This is a genomic window from Methylomicrobium lacus (genome assembly GCF_041897535.1).
Lineage (GTDB): Bacteria > Pseudomonadota > Gammaproteobacteria > Methylococcales > Methylomonadaceae > Methylomicrobium > Methylomicrobium lacus_A.
This window is the reverse complement of the sequence record NZ_CP169217.1, coordinates 2,265,552-2,282,500: the sequence shown is the minus strand read 5'-3', so window position 1 is coordinate 2,282,500 and position 16,949 is coordinate 2,265,552. Positions and strand designations below refer to the sequence as shown.

The following is a 16,949-nucleotide window of genomic DNA, read 5'->3' as shown; positions in this document are numbered from 1 at the left end:
GCAAGCTTAACCGAATAGGGGAGGCGTAGCGAAAGCGAGTCTGAACAGGGCGTTCAGTCGCTGGGATTAGACCCGAAACCGGGCGATCTATCCATGACCAGGTTGAAGGTCAGGTAATACTGACTGGAGGACCGAACCCACTCCCGTTGAAAAGGTAGGGGATGAGTTGTGGATCGGAGTGAAAGGCTAATCAAGCTCGGAGATAGCTGGTTCTCCTCGAAAGCTATTTAGGTAGCGCCTCGTGTATAACTGCTGGGGGTAGAGCACTGTTTCGGCTAGGGGGTCATCCCGACTTACCAACCCGATGCAAACTCCGAATACCAGCAAGTTCGAGCACGGGAGACACACGGCGGGTGATAAGGTCCGTCGTGAAAAGGGAAACAGCCCAGACCGTCAGCTAAGGTCCCAAAATCTATGCTCAGTGGGAAACGATGTGGGAAGGCACAGACAGCCAGGAGGTTGGCTTAGAAGCAGCCATCCTTTAAAGAAAGCGTAATAGCTCACTGGTCGAGTCGGCCTGCGCGGAAGATTTACCGGGGCTAAGCATAGTACCGAAGCTACGGATCACACGTAAGTGTGGTGGTAGAGGAGCGTTCTGTACGCCTGCGAAGGTCAATTGAGAAGTTGGCTGGAGGTATCAGAAGTGCGAATGCTGACATGAGTAACGACAATGAGGGTGAAAAACCCTCACGCCGAAAACCCAAGGTTTCCTGCGCAACGCTAATCGACGCAGGGTTAGTCGGTACCTAAGGCGAGGCCGAAAGGCGTAGTCGATGGAAAACAGGTTAATATTCCTGTACCGGTCGTAACTGCGATGGGGTGACGGAGAAGGCTAGGTCGGCTGCCTGTTGGAATAGGCAGTGCAAGCCCGTAGGGAGAACGCTTAGGCAAATCCGGGCGTTCAATCCTGAGAGGTAATGATGAGCTTGCTCTACGGAGCGGCGAAGCGACTGATGCCATGCTTCCAAGAAAAACCTCTAAGCTTCAGGTTACGAGTGGCCGTACCCTAAACCGACACAGGTGGGTGGGATGAGAATTCTAAGGCGCTTGAGAGAACTCGGGTGAAGGAACTAGGCAAAATGGTACCGTAACTTCGGGATAAGGTACGCCTTTGTTAGGTGAAGTGACTTGCTCATGGAGCCGAGAAAGGTAGCATAAAATTGGTGGCTGCGACTGTTTAGCAAAAACATAGCACTCTGCAAACTCGAAAGAGGACGTATAGGGTGTGACGCCTGCCCGGTGCTGGAAGGTTAATTGATGGGGTCAGCGCAAGCGAAGCTCTTGATCGAAGCCCCAGTAAACGGCGGCCGTAACTATAACGGTCCTAAGGTAGCGAAATTCCTTGTCGGGTAAGTTCCGACCTGCACGAATGGCGTAACGATGGCCACACTGTCTCCACCCGAGACTCAGTGAAATTGAAATAGCTGTGAAGATGCAGTTTACCCGCGGTTAGACGGAAAGACCCCGTGAACCTTTACTATAGCTTGACACTGGACTTTGAATCGACTTGTGTAGGATAGGTGGGAGGCTTTGAAGCAGGAACGCCAGTTTCTGTGGAGCCAACCTTGAAATACCACCCTGGTTTATTTGAAGTTCTAACCTAGATCCGTAATCCGGATTGGGGACAGTGTCTGGTGGGTAGTTTGACTGGGGCGGTCTCCTCCCAAAGAGTAACGGAGGAGCACGAAGGTACCCTCAGCATGGTCGGAAATCATGCAATGAGTGCAATGGCATAAGGGTGCTTGACTGCGAGACGGACAGGTCGAGCAGGTACGAAAGTAGGTCATAGTGATCCGGTGGTTCTGTATGGAAGGGCCATCGCTCAACGGATAAAAGGTACTCCGGGGATAACAGGCTGATACCGCCCAAGAGTTCATATCGACGGCGGTGTTTGGCACCTCGATGTCGGCTCATCACATCCTGGGGCTGAAGCAGGTCCCAAGGGTATGGCTGTTCGCCATTTAAAGTGGTACGCGAGCTGGGTTCAGAACGTCGTGAGACAGTTCGGTCCCTATCTGCCGTGGGCGTTTGAGATTTGAGGGAAGCTGCTCCTAGTACGAGAGGACCGGAGTGGACGAACCGCTGGTGTTCCGGTTGTCATGCCAATGGCATTGCCGGGTAGCTATGTTCGGACAGGATAACCGCTGAAAGCATCTAAGCGGGAAGCCCCTCCCAAGATGAGATCTCACTGGGACTTCAAGTCCCCTGAAGGGCCGTCGAAGACTACGACGTTGATAGGCACGGTGTGGAAGTCCAGTAATGGGCGTAGCTAACGTGTACTAATTGCCCGTGAGGCTTGACCATATAACACCCAATCGGTTTGGGTGTGCTGAAGAAGAAAACTTCAGTAGCAGCTGACGCTTTACTGCAAGAGAACCGAATGTTACAGATTTCCAAGGCACGGCGACAACCCTGCCGAAGGTTGACCCTCATCGTCAACCGCACCAGTTTGCTTGGTGACCATAGCGAGCGTGAACCACCCGATCCCATCCCGAACTCGGAAGTGAAACCGCTTAGCGCCGATGATAGTGTGGCAGGTTGCCATGCGAAAGTAGGGAATTGCCAAGCTCTTAATCCGAGAACCCAAGCCGCATGGCTTGGGTTTTTACTCAAATTTAGTACCCGTCAGATTTGCGCTAAGCAAACTCTACAGATCCTAAGGATCTTGACAATATTGACGTCGAAGCATTGACGTCAACGGGGAATCCGCATTTTAATCGCCAGCGATAGCTAAAAGTCTTGACTCTCGAAGAGTTTTGCAGGCCATCGTGCGATGGGTACAGTCAAAAATACCTGACATGCATTTTAGCCAGAATAAGGGTTCTGAGGAGTCCTTTTTCTGTCAAAAAACCAGGCAAGAAGCCTGGGCTCATCCTGAAAGGGATGGTCGCAAAGGAAGTTGAAAAAAGAGTTTGACAAGTTATAAAAAGTCTTTATAATAGTCCGACTCAACGGGGCGAAAGTCCTAGCTCTTTAAAAAGACGATCAAAATAATTTGTGTGGGTGCTTGTGGTGAATGTCATGCATTATAAAACATTCGACACAAGAACTTACGTTAATTCAAGTAATTTACGTTTAATTCTGTAGTCGAGCCAAGATTGGCCACATCTTACAGTGGCAAACAAGATTGAACTGAAGAGTTTGATCATGGCTCAGATTGAACGCTGGCGGTATGCTTAACACATGCAAGTCGAACGGTAACAGGCCTTCGGGCGCTGACGAGTGGCGGACGGGTGCGTAACGCGTAGGAATCTGCCTGTTAGTGGGGGACAACGTGGGGAAACTCACGCTAATACCGCATACGCCCTACGGGGGAAAGCGGGGGATCTTCGGACCTCGCGCTAACAGATGAGCCTGCGTTGGATTAGCTAGTTGGTAGGGTAAAGGCCTACCAAGGCGACGATCCATAGCTGGTCTGAGAGGACGATCAGCCACACTGGGACTGAGACACGGCCCAGACTCCTACGGGAGGCAGCAGTGGGGAATATTGGACAATGGGCGCAAGCCTGATCCAGCAATACCGCGTGTGTGAAGAAGGCCTGAGGGTTGTAAAGCACTTTTAATCGGGAGGAACACCTGTCAGCTAATACCTGGCAGTATGACATTACCGATAGAAAAAGCACCGGCTAACTCCGTGCCAGCAGCCGCGGTAATACGGAGGGTGCAAGCGTTAATCGGAATTACTGGGCGTAAAGCGTGCGTAGGCGGTTATTTAAGTCAGATGTGAAAGCCCCGGGCTTAACCTGGGAACTGCATTTGATACTGGGTAACTAGAGTTGAGTAGAGGAGAGGGGAATTTCAGGTGTAGCGGTGAAATGCGTAGAGATCTGAAGGAACACCAGTGGCGAAGGCGCCTCTCTGGACTCAAACTGACGCTGAGGTACGAAAGCGTGGGTAGCAAACAGGATTAGATACCCTGGTAGTCCACGCCGTAAACGATGTCAACTAGCCGTTGGTCTTATTCGTAAGATTAGTGGCGCAGCTAACGCGATAAGTTGACCGCCTGGGGAGTACGGCCGCAAGGTTAAAACTCAAATGAATTGACGGGGGCCCGCACAAGCGGTGGAGCATGTGGTTTAATTCGATGCAACGCGAAGAACCTTACCTACCCTTGACATCCAGAGAATCTGTTAGAGATAGTAGAGTGCCTTCGGGAACTCTGAGACAGGTGCTGCATGGCTGTCGTCAGCTCGTGTCGTGAGATGTTGGGTTAAGTCCCGTAACGAGCGCAACCCTTATCCTTAGTTGCCAACAGGTCATGCTGGGAACTCTAGGGAGACTGCCGGTGATAAACCGGAGGAAGGTGGGGACGACGTCAAGTCATCATGGCCCTTATGGGTAGGGCTACACACGTGCTACAATGGCCGGTACAGAGGGCTGCGAACTTGCGAAAGTAAGCTAATCCCACAAAGCCGGTCCTAGTCCGGATTGGAGTCTGCAACTCGACTCCATGAAGTCGGAATCGCTAGTAATCGCGAATCAGAATGTCGCGGTGAATACGTTCCCGGGCCTTGTACACACCGCCCGTCACACCATGGGAGTGGGTTGCAAAAGAAGTAGGTAGTCTAACCGCAAGGAGGGCGCTTACCACTTTGTGATTCATGACTGGGGTGAAGTCGTAACAAGGTAGCCCTAGGGGAACCTGGGGCTGGATCACCTCCTTACAAAGATGCTTGAGGCATCATGAGCATCCACAACAAATTATTTTGATCAGAAAGACATGAGCCTGGGCCTGTAGCTCAGCTGGTTAGAGCGCACCCCTGATAAGGGTGAGGTCGGAGGTTCAAGTCCTCCTAGGCCCACCAATGACCAAGGTGAAAAAAGGCGAAAGGCGTAGGTGCAAAGTGCAAGCTTTGCCTTGCAAGCTGTTTTAAACCGACATTGGGGCCATAGCTCAGCTGGGAGAGCGCCTGCCTTGCACGCAGGAGGTCAGGAGTTCGATCCTCCTTGGCTCCACCATCAATTCCATAGGGTTTTGGGAAGGAAAACTTTCCCACGGAAGGCTCTATCGAATTGATGCAGTAATGTATCGATAGCTCTTTAACAAAATGGAAATCTGTAACAAAGTCACGACACAGTATCACTGCTGTGAAGTGGCGTAACGAGTTCGAGTGAACTGCACAGAGAGGAAGGCGAATCGGTCATGCAAATGATGCGAGTTCAAGTTCGTCAAAGTGTAAGGGAAACAGAACACGTTCTCAAGCAGAAAAAGCGAAAATGTCAGCTGACTGATAACTTCCAGACTTATTGGGGTTATATGGTCAAGTGAATAAGCGCATACGGTGGATGCCTTGGCAGTAAGAGGCGATGAAGGACGTTGTAGCATGCGATAAGCCGCGGGGAGTTTGCAAACACACCCTGATCCGCGGATTTCCGAATGGGGAAACCCGGCTAGGATAACCTAGTCATCCTGCACTGAATACATAGGTGCTGGAAGCAAACCCGGAGAACTGAAACATCTAAGTACCCGGAGGAAAAGAAATCAACCGAGATTCCCTTAGTAGCGGCGAGCGAACGGGGATTAGCCCTTAAGCATTTTTTACGTTAGTGGAATGGTCTGGAAAGTCCAGCGATACCGGGTGATAGCCCCGTACACGAAAACGTGCTAGATGTGAAAACGAGTAGGACGGGGCACGTGAAACCTTGTCTGAACATGGGGGGACCATCCTCCAAGGCTAAATACTCCTTACTGACCGATAGTGAACTAGTACCGTGAGGGAAAGGCGAAAAGAACCGGGGAGACCGGAGTGAAATAGATCCTGAAACCGTATGCGTACAAGCAGTGGGAGCCGACTTTGTTCGGTGACTGCGTACCTTTTGTATAATGGGTCAGCGACTTAATCTCAGTGGCAAGCTTAACCGAATAGGGGAGGCGTAGCGAAAGCGAGTCTGAACAGGGCGTTCAGTCGCTGGGATTAGACCCGAAACCGGGCGATCTATCCATGACCAGGTTGAAGGTCAGGTAATACTGACTGGAGGACCGAACCCACTCCCGTTGAAAAGGTAGGGGATGAGTTGTGGATCGGAGTGAAAGGCTAATCAAGCTCGGAGATAGCTGGTTCTCCTCGAAAGCTATTTAGGTAGCGCCTCGTGTATAACTGCTGGGGGTAGAGCACTGTTTCGGCTAGGGGGTCATCCCGACTTACCAACCCGATGCAAACTCCGAATACCAGCAAGTTCGAGCACGGGAGACACACGGCGGGTGATAAGGTCCGTCGTGAAAAGGGAAACAGCCCAGACCGTCAGCTAAGGTCCCAAAATCTATGCTCAGTGGGAAACGATGTGGGAAGGCACAGACAGCCAGGAGGTTGGCTTAGAAGCAGCCATCCTTTAAAGAAAGCGTAATAGCTCACTGGTCGAGTCGGCCTGCGCGGAAGATTTACCGGGGCTAAGCATAGTACCGAAGCTACGGATCACACGTAAGTGTGGTGGTAGAGGAGCGTTCTGTACGCCTGCGAAGGTCAATTGAGAAGTTGGCTGGAGGTATCAGAAGTGCGAATGCTGACATGAGTAACGACAATGAGGGTGAAAAACCCTCACGCCGAAAACCCAAGGTTTCCTGCGCAACGCTAATCGACGCAGGGTTAGTCGGTACCTAAGGCGAGGCCGAAAGGCGTAGTCGATGGAAAACAGGTTAATATTCCTGTACCGGTCGTAACTGCGATGGGGTGACGGAGAAGGCTAGGTCGGCTGCCTGTTGGAATAGGCAGTGCAAGCCCGTAGGGAGAACGCTTAGGCAAATCCGGGCGTTCAATCCTGAGAGGTAATGATGAGCTTGCTCTACGGAGCGGCGAAGCGACTGATGCCATGCTTCCAAGAAAAACCTCTAAGCTTCAGGTTACGAGTGGCCGTACCCTAAACCGACACAGGTGGGTGGGATGAGAATTCTAAGGCGCTTGAGAGAACTCGGGTGAAGGAACTAGGCAAAATGGTACCGTAACTTCGGGATAAGGTACGCCTTTGTTAGGTGAAGTGACTTGCTCATGGAGCCGAGAAAGGTAGCATAAAATTGGTGGCTGCGACTGTTTAGCAAAAACATAGCACTCTGCAAACTCGAAAGAGGACGTATAGGGTGTGACGCCTGCCCGGTGCTGGAAGGTTAATTGATGGGGTCAGCGCAAGCGAAGCTCTTGATCGAAGCCCCAGTAAACGGCGGCCGTAACTATAACGGTCCTAAGGTAGCGAAATTCCTTGTCGGGTAAGTTCCGACCTGCACGAATGGCGTAACGATGGCCACACTGTCTCCACCCGAGACTCAGTGAAATTGAAATAGCTGTGAAGATGCAGTTTACCCGCGGTTAGACGGAAAGACCCCGTGAACCTTTACTATAGCTTGACACTGGACTTTGAATCGACTTGTGTAGGATAGGTGGGAGGCTTTGAAGCAGGAACGCCAGTTTCTGTGGAGCCAACCTTGAAATACCACCCTGGTTTATTTGAAGTTCTAACCTAGATCCGTAATCCGGATTGGGGACAGTGTCTGGTGGGTAGTTTGACTGGGGCGGTCTCCTCCCAAAGAGTAACGGAGGAGCACGAAGGTACCCTCAGCATGGTCGGAAATCATGCAATGAGTGCAATGGCATAAGGGTGCTTGACTGCGAGACGGACAGGTCGAGCAGGTACGAAAGTAGGTCATAGTGATCCGGTGGTTCTGTATGGAAGGGCCATCGCTCAACGGATAAAAGGTACTCCGGGGATAACAGGCTGATACCGCCCAAGAGTTCATATCGACGGCGGTGTTTGGCACCTCGATGTCGGCTCATCACATCCTGGGGCTGAAGCAGGTCCCAAGGGTATGGCTGTTCGCCATTTAAAGTGGTACGCGAGCTGGGTTCAGAACGTCGTGAGACAGTTCGGTCCCTATCTGCCGTGGGCGTTTGAGATTTGAGGGAAGCTGCTCCTAGTACGAGAGGACCGGAGTGGACGAACCGCTGGTGTTCCGGTTGTCATGCCAATGGCATTGCCGGGTAGCTATGTTCGGACAGGATAACCGCTGAAAGCATCTAAGCGGGAAGCCCCTCCCAAGATGAGATCTCACTGGGACTTCAAGTCCCCTGAAGGGCCGTCGAAGACTACGACGTTGATAGGCACGGTGTGGAAGTCCAGTAATGGGCGTAGCTAACGTGTACTAATTGCCCGTGAGGCTTGACCATATAACACCCAATCGGTTTGGGTGTGCTGAAGAAGAAAACTTCAGTAGCAGCTGACGCTTTACTGCAAGAGAACCGAATGTTACAGATTTCCAAGGCACGGCGACAACCCTGCCGAAGGTTGACCCTCATCGTCAACCGCACCAGTTTGCTTGGTGACCATAGCGAGCGTGAACCACCCGATCCCATCCCGAACTCGGAAGTGAAACCGCTTAGCGCCGATGATAGTGTGGCAGGTTGCCATGCGAAAGTAGGGAATTGCCAAGCTCTTAATCCGAGAACCCAAGCCGCATGGCTTGGGTTTTTTTTTGCCTGGAGATTAGTCGTACAATCCGAACCAATCCACGTCTGAATGGGCAAAATTTGTCGGCTTTATCCTATTCGGTTGAAAAAAATCCTCAATGACATATTCCAGCCCATAAAAGCTGAGACCATTGAATTCCCGAGAAAGCGACTCGATGACGTTGCTCTGGGCACGAGCCGCTGCATTCTGTTGATCAAATTCGTTCATTGTCGTCACCACTTGCTATTTTCGTTCAGAGGTCCCTTCTGGGACTATGATATGGAAAGTTTGTTCGATTTACCTATAAAAGATCAACTAATCCTAGGTACTATTTCACTGTTAGGTTAAAGTGTAGCCGCAATGACTGAATGTAGTATGAACCGAATCTAGCGCCAATGGATGGCCAGCCAGATCGTTTTACCGGCAGGATCCGTCCATTCGACCCGGTGACGGCAATGCGCCGGAATCAATAAATAATCCCCCGGTTGAAGATGAATCGGCTCCGCTTCATTTTGAAAAACCAATGTTGCCTGTCCTCGCAGCAGCAACACCCATTCATCCCAATCCTGATCGTACCATTGCCCCGCAGGTGTCTGATGGCCTTTCGAAATAATCCGTTCGATTTCGATGCCATTTCGCTGCAAAATAGGTTCAAAAAGTTCATTCGGTAATTGCTCGGGCAAGCCGGAAAATAAATTATTGATCGCTAGCAAATTTAAGTCCTCTTAAAACAGTGGCCATATACGAATTGGATACTACCCGAAAAAATGCTTAATCGATCAGCTTATTGCAACGGATCAATCCGAACGGTGTCTTAATGGAATAAAAAAACTCACGTCTATTGATGAATAACGCTGCCGACCCTCATTGGGAACATTTTGATCATGATGCCGATATCGGTATTCGCGGCATCGCGTCGACGCTTGCTGAGTCATTCGAACAAGCCGCGCTTGCCTTGATCGCAGTGATCACCGATCCGGACGCAATCAAGCTAACCCGGTCGTTGTCGATCACCTGCTCGGCGGCCGACCCCGATATATTATTTTATGATTGGATCAACGAGCTGATTTTTCAAATGACGACAAAAGATTTATTGTTCGGTCGTTTCGAGGTGGCCATCAATAAAGAGCTATTAACCGCAACCGCATTCGGCGAGTTGGTTGATAGGGACAAACACCAGCCGGCCGTCGAAATTAAAGGCGCGACGTTTACCGAGTTGCGGGTTTATCAAAATACCAACGAAATGTGGGTTGCACAATGCATCGTCGATGTGTAGAGGAGACTAGCGATGGATACCGGTCAATTGATTCAACGCGATGAAACCTGTTGGGAAATCCCAAAGAAAGGCGCGATGCGCGTGCCTGCGCTGATCTATGCGGATGCAAGTCTGATCCGCGACATGGACCAGAAGGTTTATGAGCAGATCACGAATGTCGCGACCTTGCCCGGCATCGTCGATGCGGCCTATGCGATGCCCGATGCGCATTGGGGCTATGGCTTTCCGATCGGTGGTGTGGCCGCTTTCGATCCGGACCAGGGCGGCGTGATCTCGGCCGGTGGCGTCGGTTTCGATATTTCCTGCGGCGTGCGCACCTTGCATACCGGCCTGACCATCAGAGACATTCTGGAGCAGAAGCATCGCCTCGCCGATGAACTTTCCCGCGCGATTCCGGCCGGTGTCGGCAGCCGAGGCAAAATCAGTTTGAATCATAACGAAATGATCGCGATGCTGAACGGCGGTGCGCAATGGGCGGTCGATCGGGGATTCGGCGAAGCGGAGGATCTGGAGCGCACCGAAGAGCAAGGATGCATGAAGGGTGCCGATCCCTCGGAAGTCTCCGCGAAAGCCCGCGAGCGACAGCACGATGAAATGGGTACTCTGGGTTCCGGCAATCATTATCTGGAAGTGCAACGGGTTACCGAAATATACGACCAAACGATCGCGGCACGGTTCGGGCTTGCGATAGACGATATCGTGATCACGATTCATTGCGGATCTCGGGGCCTGGGCCACCAGATCGGCACCGAATTTCTGAAAGATATGGCGGTCTCGGCCAGCCAGTACAAAATAGCCCTGCCAGACCGGGAGCTTGCCTGTGCGCCGATCAATTCGCCGCTCGGCAAGCGCTATCTCGGCGCGATGCGCGCCGGTATCAATTGCGCGCTGGCCAATCGCCAGATACTGACCCATTTGACCCGGCAGGCGGTGGCCTCGATATTTCCGGGTGCCAGGCTCGACCTTTTCTATGACGTGTCGCACAATACCTGTAAGGTGGAAAGGCATAAGGTCAACGGCCAAATGAAAGAGTTGTTCATCCACCGCAAAGGCGCCACGCGTGCCTATGGCCCCGGCCACCCCGAATTACCCACCGCCTTCAAGGATGTTGGTCAGCCGGTCCTGATCGGCGGCTCGATGGGCACCTGTTCGTATGTCTTATGCGGAGCCAAAGACAATGAACGGCGCGCGTACAGTTCTTCTTGCCATGGTGCCGGGCGCGCGATGAGCCGGCATCAGGCGACCAAACAATGGCGGGGCAGGGAACTGGTCGATGATCTGGCCAGGCAAGGCATCCTGATCCGAAGCCCGTCGCTACGCGGCATCGCCGAAGAAGCGCCTCTCGCCTATAAGGATGTCAGCGCGGTGGTGGATGCGGCGGATAAGGCAGGCCTTTCGCGCAAAGTCGCAAGGCTGGAACCGGTCATTTGCATCAAAGGCTAGGAAGGGCGCGGCTTATATGCCGAATCAACTGCTCGCCGACCTGGTCGTCGTGCTGCATTTCGGCTTCATTCTGTTCGTGATTTTCGGCGGCCTGCTGGTTTTGAAATGGCCAAAACTGATCTGGCTGCATTTGCCCGCCGCGATCTGGGGCGCCTTGATCGAATTCGCCGGCTGGATCTGCCCTTTGACTTATCTTGAAAACCGGCTGCGTTCGGCAAGCGGCGGTCAATACGCCAGCGATTTTATCGAACACTACATCATGCCGATCATCTATCCTTCCGGGCTTACCAGGGAAATACAAATCGGTTTAGGCACCGTCGTCATTGCGCTGAATCTGCTGATTTACGCAAAAGTTATTTATCGGGCGAAAGCGGCAAGGTGAAGCCGCAATGACAAATGCATCCATCGCTATTTGAACCTGGCAGTCTTGCAGTGGCTCAGTAGGGTTTTTCGCCGATTTAATCGCCGCTATCGATTTCCTCTTCATTCGTTTCGTCATTTAAGGGCTCGCGACTTAAATGAAACATGAGCATTTCGATCAATTCCTTCATGTAGCTTGCGCATAGCGGAGCCAGCCTTTTGTAGGCGGCATCCAGGTTTTGTAGCGCTTCTCCCTTTTCCCATCCTGGATAGGCGGCAAGTTTTTTGCCTGCAATGCCGCCTTGCTTAATGTCGTTATAGAGGTGCCGAACTTCGTTGATGGCCTCGTAATTCGGTAATAACTCGACTTCGAGGCCTTGTTTGCGCAAATATTTGTTCAGTTTTTCGAGCTTAAGGGGCGGTTCGGCGGCAATACCGGGAAAGACGGCGGCCAGGACCCGTCTCGTGGTGATTTCGATTTTTTTATAGAGCAGGGCGGTCGCAAGCTCGTAGATCAGCTTATGCGCCTCATCTAAAAAGGTGCGATCGTCGTCGAGCAGGGCGGCGAGCCATTCCGCATCCAATCCGTCTTGCACGGTAATGGTCTGAATCTCTTCGGCCTGGTTGGCGAGAGTCTTATGCTTTTGCACGGTGTAGGTAGAAACGCTGTGCAGCAGCTGATCTATGATGTCGTCGTCAAAATCTTTTAATATCTGCAAGCGTTGCAGGGTTAACTCTGATTTTGGAAGGGTCATAACCGTCCTTTAAAAGTGATTGAATAAACCGTTTCTATCTTCGGCGAGCCGGTGAAAGTTAAAATTTAACGATCATCGCATCGGTTCTTGTTCGATGGCCATGCGATTAGCTCTGATCATTTTCGGCGTCCAGACTTTCGGTTTTGAATAGCTCGGAGGCAAGCTCAATTTCGTCCTGAAATTGCGGTATTGCAGGAATTTTCCATGTTTTTCCGGCGATGCGGGCGAGTAAATTATTCAACCAGGGTTTGTTCGACTGCGCTTGATGAATCGTCAAATAATGCGATTCCTCATCGCTGACGATACCAAAATCATGCACCCAAATATCAATCGGTTCGGTTTCGCCGTAAAGCGTTGCCTGCACATAGGCTGTGCGTGCGTCGATATCGAAGCTAAATTCCGATAATTCGGCAATGCCCTTCAGGATGAAGTTGGCGACCCATCTGACGAGGAAGTTCGGCGTCATTTTGATGGCGAGTTTGACTAGACTGCTTTTAAAACTCATTTTCGGCCTCCGATCTGTTACAAGAAAAGGAAGCTCATTCTAACCATTCTTTGCTTTGCCGATAAGTGAAACCCATAAATTCTTTACCTCCCTTGCTGAATACTCCTTTATCGGGCATCACGCTTTCGAGCCCGTCATCAACTATTCAGCACACGGGTTGAAGGATGCAGGCTTTGCGGCGGCGGTCGGAAACTTTTTGGTGCGCGAGCGGCAGGCGGTCAGAGCCTACCGGCAAAATGCGGCGGATTGGCTGGCGTTTAAAAAATAATCGCTATTGCCGGTTTGAAAATGGCTGTAGAACTGATACAGTCATCCTAATAACTGCTTCGAGCAGATCCGGTTTGAGTTTTAACGCAGGGGGGAGTTTCATGTCCGAATATAGAAGATACGAATGTACGATTTGCGGCCACATTTATGACGAACGCGAGGGCGATCCGGAAGGCGGCATTGCGCCCGGTACGCGTTTTGAAGATATTCCGGACGATTGGCGTTGTCCCGAGTGCGGCACCGTCAAAAGTGATTTTGAGTTGATCGAATAAGCGCAGGGTATCTGGAGATTGAACATGCAAGTCGTGATTATTGGTTCCGGGATTGCCGGCGTGACTTTTGCCGAGAAGTATCGCGCGCTGAACCCCGACGCGGAGATCACCATTGTCACCCACGAGAACGATGGTTATTATTCACGGCCCTTGCTGTCGCGCGGTTTCAGCAAGGAGACGATCGAAGAGACCATTATCCTGAAACCGTTCGCCGCGCTGCGTGAAAATCGTATCGACATCATCAGCGGCGCCGAAATCACCGCGCTTCACCCTGACGCGCGCGTGGTCGATCTGGAAGGCGCCTGCCAGGAAAAATCGCTGAGCTACGACAAGCTGATCATCGCGCAAGGCTCGGCCGCGTTCATCCCGCCGCCTTTAAGGCCGTATCATGACCTGTTTTTTTGCCTGAACAGCCTGGCCGATTTGAAGACGCTACGCAAGTTTCGCCAAGGCATCCTGAGTCAAAACCGTCAGCCTGACTGGGCGATCATCGGCGGAGGCCTGATCGGCTGCGAGCTCGCATCCGATCTGGTCGTTTCGGGGGACAGCGTGACGGTGTACCACGCGATGGGCCGCCTGATGGAACGTCAACTGGCCGAGGAAGATTCGCTGTCGCTGCTCGAAAACCTGAATCATGCCGGCGTCGACGTGTTGTTGAATCAGTCGGTGCAGAGCATCGCCCATGAAGGCGACAAGGTCTGCGTATTGACCGAGGCGGCGGCCGAATTCGACGCGGTGATCGTGGCCTGCGGTTTCAAGCCGCGCACCGAACTGGCCGAACAGGCGGGGCTTGCGGTCGGCCGCGGCATCAAGGTCGACGAGTGTTTGAAGACCAGCGACGAGCATATTTATGCGCTGGGCGATGTCGCGGAACTGCCGAACGGCAAGCTGTACGCCTATATCCTGCCTATCCGCAGCCAGGCGAACTGGCTCGCCAGTTTCCTGGCCGGGCAGGAAGAGGAAGGCTGGATGCCGCCCGTTTTTACCACCAAGGCGAAGGTGCACGGCTTCGAGGCGGCGCATCCTTATCATCTTTGAGCATTGCCTCTAGCGCGACGCTCGATTCTTATCGATCCCATGACAGAACACCGTTATTCCGACGCGGAGCGCGCCGCGCTCTATCGGGCGATCTACGAGCGCCGCGACATGCGTCATTTCCTGCCCGATCCGGTCGAACCCGAATTGCTGAGGCGTCTGCTCGATGCCGCACACCATGCGCCGAGCGTCGGCTTCATGCAGCCGTGGCGTTTCATTCAGATCACCGCGCATGACTTGCGCGCACGGCTTCATGCGCTGGTCGAGCAGGAGCGGCGGCGCACCGCCAAGGCCTTGCACGAGCGCGAGGACGAATTCATGAAGCTGAAGGTCGAAGGCATTCTCGACTGCGCGGTCTTGATGGTCGCGGCCTTATGCGACCGGCGCGAGAAAGCCGTGTTCGGACGCCGCACCCTGCCCGAGATGGACCTCGCCTCGCTGGCCTGTGCGATTCAAAATCTCTGGCTTGCAGCCAGGGCGGAAGGACTCGGTATGGGCTGGGTCTCGCTGTTCGAGCCTGAAGATGTTAAACAATTGCTGGCGATGCCTGAGGACAGTCATCCGGTCGCTATCTTGTGTCTGGGCCACGTCGAACGGTTTTATGACAAGCCGATGCTGGAAGAGGCGCACTGGGCCCAGCGGATGCCGCTTGATGATCTGTTGTTCGAAAACCGCTGGAATGGCCGTGCCGCAAATGTTTGATATTCAACCTTTGTCACGGGCGCTGGCGCCGGCCTTGCAGGCCAAAATCGACCAAAAGACCAAACCGCTCGGCGCCTTGGGGCAATTGGAGGCTTTGGCGCTGCAAATCGGCCTGATCCAAAACAGCCTGACGCCTTCCCTGACCAAGCCCTGCATCTTCGTGTTCGCGGGCGATCATGGCGTGGCCGGTTCCGGCGTCAGCGCCTATCCGCAAGCGGTCACCGCGCAAATGGTCGCCAATTTTGCCGCGGGCGGCGCGGCGATCAATGTGTTTGCAAGGCAGCATCAAATCGATTTGTTGATCGTCGATGCCGGAGTCAATGCCGATCTTACAGCGATTCCCGGTTTGATTGATGCCGGCATCGGCAAGGGAACCGCCAATTTTTTGGATCAGCCCGCGATGACCCGAGAACAGTGCGCCATTGCACTCGCCAAGGGCGCCGAGCTGGTCTTGAGGCAGCGGGACCAGGGCTGCAATTGCATCGGCTTCGGCGAAATGGGCATCGGCAATACCTCGTCCGCGGCGTTGATCATGCATTGCCTGACCGGTTTGCCGCTGGAGGCCTGCGTCGGCCGGGGTACGGGCCTCGATGATGCGCAGTTGCAGCATAAAGTCTCGATATTACAGCAGGCGTTAACCCGGCATCCGGGACTGTCCGACCCGAGCGAGATATTGGCGACATTCGGCGGCTTCGAAATCGCGATGATGGTTGGCGCCTATCTGAAGGCGGCCGAACTGAACATGCTGATCATGGTCGATGGCTTCATCGCCGGCAGCGCCTTGCTGGCGGCGGCCGGATTGCACCCTGCCGTGCTTGATTATTGCGTTTTCAGCCATATGTCAGGTGAACAGGGACATCGGTCCCTACTGGATCACCTGCATGCTCGGCCTTTGCTGAATCTGGACATGCGTCTCGGCGAAGGTTCCGGCATTGCGCTGGCTTATCCTTTACTGTTATCGGCGGTGGTTTTTTTGAATGAGATGGCGACGTTTGATGAGGCCGGGGTGGATCGCGATTGACTTTCTTTTGGACTGAACCTCGCACGCATTGAACGCATGAAACGATTCTTCCTGCTGATATTGACGATCTGGCGTCAACAAATGAAGCTTTATCTGTTGGCGGGGCTGGCCGGCGCCGTTATCGGTGTTTTTGTTCTGGCGCCAAGCTATGATTATATCAGCGCTCGCGAGTCATCCTCCGATCCGCTTTCGTCAGTCCAATTTATGTTGAATCAGGTCGGCGACATGCTGACGGGTAAGATTTCGCACGGCAATTTGATGCTGCTGGCTTTTTATGCGGAAATCGGCGCGTTGATCGGACTCTTGTCCTTGGCTTTCTATACGCTCATTCATAATCGCGTCGTCCATATCGATTATTTGAAAGCGGAACTGGATAAGGATTTGCCTTCGATCATTCGCCAGGGGGAAGGTCCCTATTTGGAGTTTAAATCGTCGCTGCGCTGGGACATGGCGGAGTCGCGCATCAATCGTTCGCTGGAGGGCGTGATTCTGAAAACGCTGGCCGGATTTTTGAACAGCCATGTAGGCGGGACGTTGCTGATCGGCGTTGCCGACAACGGCGAGATCATCGGCCTCGAGAAGGATTTTCAGACGCTCAAGAAGCCGGATCAGGATGGCTTTGAACAGGCGGTGATGACCGCCATTTCGGCGAATCTGGGCGCCGATCTCTGTTCCTTCGTGCATGTGCTGTTTCATGTGATCGACGACAGGCATGTGTGCCGGTTGATCGTTTCGCCGGCGAACCGGCCGGTGTTCATCGATCTAGGCAATTCGCAAAAATTCTATGTGCGCACCGGCGGCGCGACCCGCGACCTGAATATCAAGGAAGCGCTGGATTTTATTGCCGGACGCTGGAAACGGGGCAAATAAACATGCAGGC

Annotated in this window: 13 protein-coding genes, 2 tRNA genes and 5 rRNA genes (1 of these 20 only partly in view); 16 read left to right on the top strand and 4 right to left on the bottom strand. The window is 52.9% G+C overall.

The annotated features are described in order from the left end of the window. The 7 genes from ACEPPP_RS09945 to rrf (ACEPPP_RS09915) all read left to right on the top strand — a co-directional run. Positions 1-2,304 (top strand): 23S ribosomal RNA (locus tag ACEPPP_RS09945) (it extends 590 nt beyond the left edge of the window). A gap of 148 nt (positions 2,305-2,452) precedes the next feature. Further along, a 5S ribosomal RNA gene (gene rrf / locus ACEPPP_RS09940) occupies positions 2,453-2,568 on the top strand. 561 nt (positions 2,569-3,129) lie between these two features. Then, positions 3,130-4,664, top strand: a 16S ribosomal RNA gene (locus ACEPPP_RS09935). A 64-nt stretch (positions 4,665-4,728) separates the two neighbouring features. Beyond that, a tRNA-Ile gene (locus tag ACEPPP_RS09930) sits at positions 4,729-4,805 on the top strand. A 78-nt stretch (positions 4,806-4,883) separates the two neighbouring features. Then, positions 4,884-4,959 (top strand) — tRNA-Ala (locus ACEPPP_RS09925). Positions 4,960-5,259: 300 nt separating this feature from the next. After that, positions 5,260-8,153, top strand: a 23S ribosomal RNA gene (locus ACEPPP_RS09920). 148 nt (positions 8,154-8,301) lie between these two features. After that, a 5S ribosomal RNA gene (gene rrf / locus ACEPPP_RS09915) occupies positions 8,302-8,417 on the top strand. Together the 16S, 23S and 5S rRNA genes with 2 tRNA genes alongside form the textbook arrangement of a ribosomal RNA operon. A 52-nt stretch (positions 8,418-8,469) precedes the next feature. Here rrf (ACEPPP_RS09915) and ACEPPP_RS09910 read toward each other — a convergent pair. Both ACEPPP_RS09910 and ACEPPP_RS09905 read right to left on the bottom strand, forming a co-directional pair. After that, positions 8,470-8,661 (bottom strand): hypothetical protein, encoded by a 192-nt coding sequence (locus ACEPPP_RS09910; RefSeq protein ID WP_374086270.1) that lies wholly within the window; start codon positions 8,659-8,661, stop codon positions 8,470-8,472. Positions 8,662-8,819: 158 nt separating this feature from the next. Continuing rightward, positions 8,820-9,146: a cupin domain-containing protein gene (locus ACEPPP_RS09905; protein WP_374086268.1), complete on the bottom strand. Its 327-nt coding sequence runs from the start codon at positions 9,144-9,146 to the stop codon at positions 8,820-8,822. A 131-nt stretch (positions 9,147-9,277) separates the two neighbouring features. Here ACEPPP_RS09905 and ACEPPP_RS09900 point away from each other — a divergent pair, with 131 nt between their 5' ends. From ACEPPP_RS09900 to ACEPPP_RS09890, 3 genes are read left to right on the top strand one after another with little or no spacing between them, the layout of a single operon-like run. Continuing rightward, complete coding sequence (locus ACEPPP_RS09900) at positions 9,278-9,709, top strand: archease (RefSeq protein WP_374086267.1); 432 nt, start codon at positions 9,278-9,280, stop codon at positions 9,707-9,709. Positions 9,710-9,721: 12 nt separating this feature from the next. After that, positions 9,722-11,152 (top strand): RtcB family protein, encoded by a 1,431-nt coding sequence (locus tag ACEPPP_RS09895; protein ID WP_374086264.1) that lies wholly within the window; start codon positions 9,722-9,724, stop codon positions 11,150-11,152. A gap of 16 nt (positions 11,153-11,168) precedes the next feature. Beyond that, complete coding sequence (locus ACEPPP_RS09890; RefSeq protein WP_374086263.1) at positions 11,169-11,534, top strand: DUF2784 domain-containing protein; 366 nt, start codon at positions 11,169-11,171, stop codon at positions 11,532-11,534. A 76-nt stretch (positions 11,535-11,610) separates the two neighbouring features. On the opposite strand, the gene ACEPPP_RS09885 is transcribed toward ACEPPP_RS09890, so the two are convergent. Both ACEPPP_RS09885 and ACEPPP_RS09880 read right to left on the bottom strand, forming a co-directional pair. Continuing rightward, positions 11,611-12,267, bottom strand: coding sequence for a hypothetical protein (locus ACEPPP_RS09885; protein ID WP_374086261.1), 657 nt, complete (start codon positions 12,265-12,267; stop codon positions 11,611-11,613). 106 nt (positions 12,268-12,373) lie between these two features. Next, positions 12,374-12,772, bottom strand: a complete 399-nt coding sequence (locus tag ACEPPP_RS09880; RefSeq protein WP_374086259.1) for a hypothetical protein — start codon at positions 12,770-12,772, stop codon at positions 12,374-12,376. A gap of 157 nt (positions 12,773-12,929) precedes the next feature. Here ACEPPP_RS09880 and ACEPPP_RS09875 point away from each other — a divergent pair, with 157 nt between their 5' ends. The 6 genes from ACEPPP_RS09875 (at position 12,930) to ACEPPP_RS09850 (ending at position 16,939) form a co-directional block, all read left to right on the top strand. After that, complete coding sequence (locus ACEPPP_RS09875; RefSeq protein ID WP_374086258.1) at positions 12,930-13,040, top strand: hypothetical protein; 111 nt, start codon at positions 12,930-12,932, stop codon at positions 13,038-13,040. A 100-nt stretch (positions 13,041-13,140) separates the two neighbouring features. Then, positions 13,141-13,311, top strand: coding sequence for a rubredoxin (locus tag ACEPPP_RS09870; RefSeq protein ID WP_024299032.1), 171 nt, complete (start codon positions 13,141-13,143; stop codon positions 13,309-13,311). A gap of 24 nt (positions 13,312-13,335) precedes the next feature. Beyond that, entirely contained in the window at positions 13,336-14,349 is a 1,014-nt protein-coding gene (locus tag ACEPPP_RS09865) for an NAD(P)/FAD-dependent oxidoreductase (protein WP_374086256.1), read from the top strand. A 39-nt stretch (positions 14,350-14,388) separates the two neighbouring features. Then, positions 14,389-15,048 carry a 5,6-dimethylbenzimidazole synthase gene (gene bluB / locus ACEPPP_RS09860; protein ID WP_374086254.1) on the top strand — a complete coding sequence of 220 codons (660 nt, stop codon included), beginning with the start codon at positions 14,389-14,391 and terminating at the stop codon, positions 15,046-15,048. Further along, positions 15,032-16,069: a nicotinate-nucleotide--dimethylbenzimidazole phosphoribosyltransferase gene (gene cobT, locus ACEPPP_RS09855; protein WP_374086252.1), complete on the top strand. Its 1,038-nt coding sequence runs from the start codon at positions 15,032-15,034 to the stop codon at positions 16,067-16,069. Before bluB ends, cobT begins: the two co-directional genes overlap by 17 nt. Before the next feature lie 36 nt (positions 16,070-16,105). Then, on the top strand, positions 16,106-16,939 hold the full coding sequence (locus tag ACEPPP_RS09850) for a helix-turn-helix domain-containing protein (RefSeq protein WP_374086250.1): 834 nt from the start codon (positions 16,106-16,108) through the stop codon (positions 16,937-16,939). Positions 16,940-16,949: the final 10 nt, after the last annotated feature.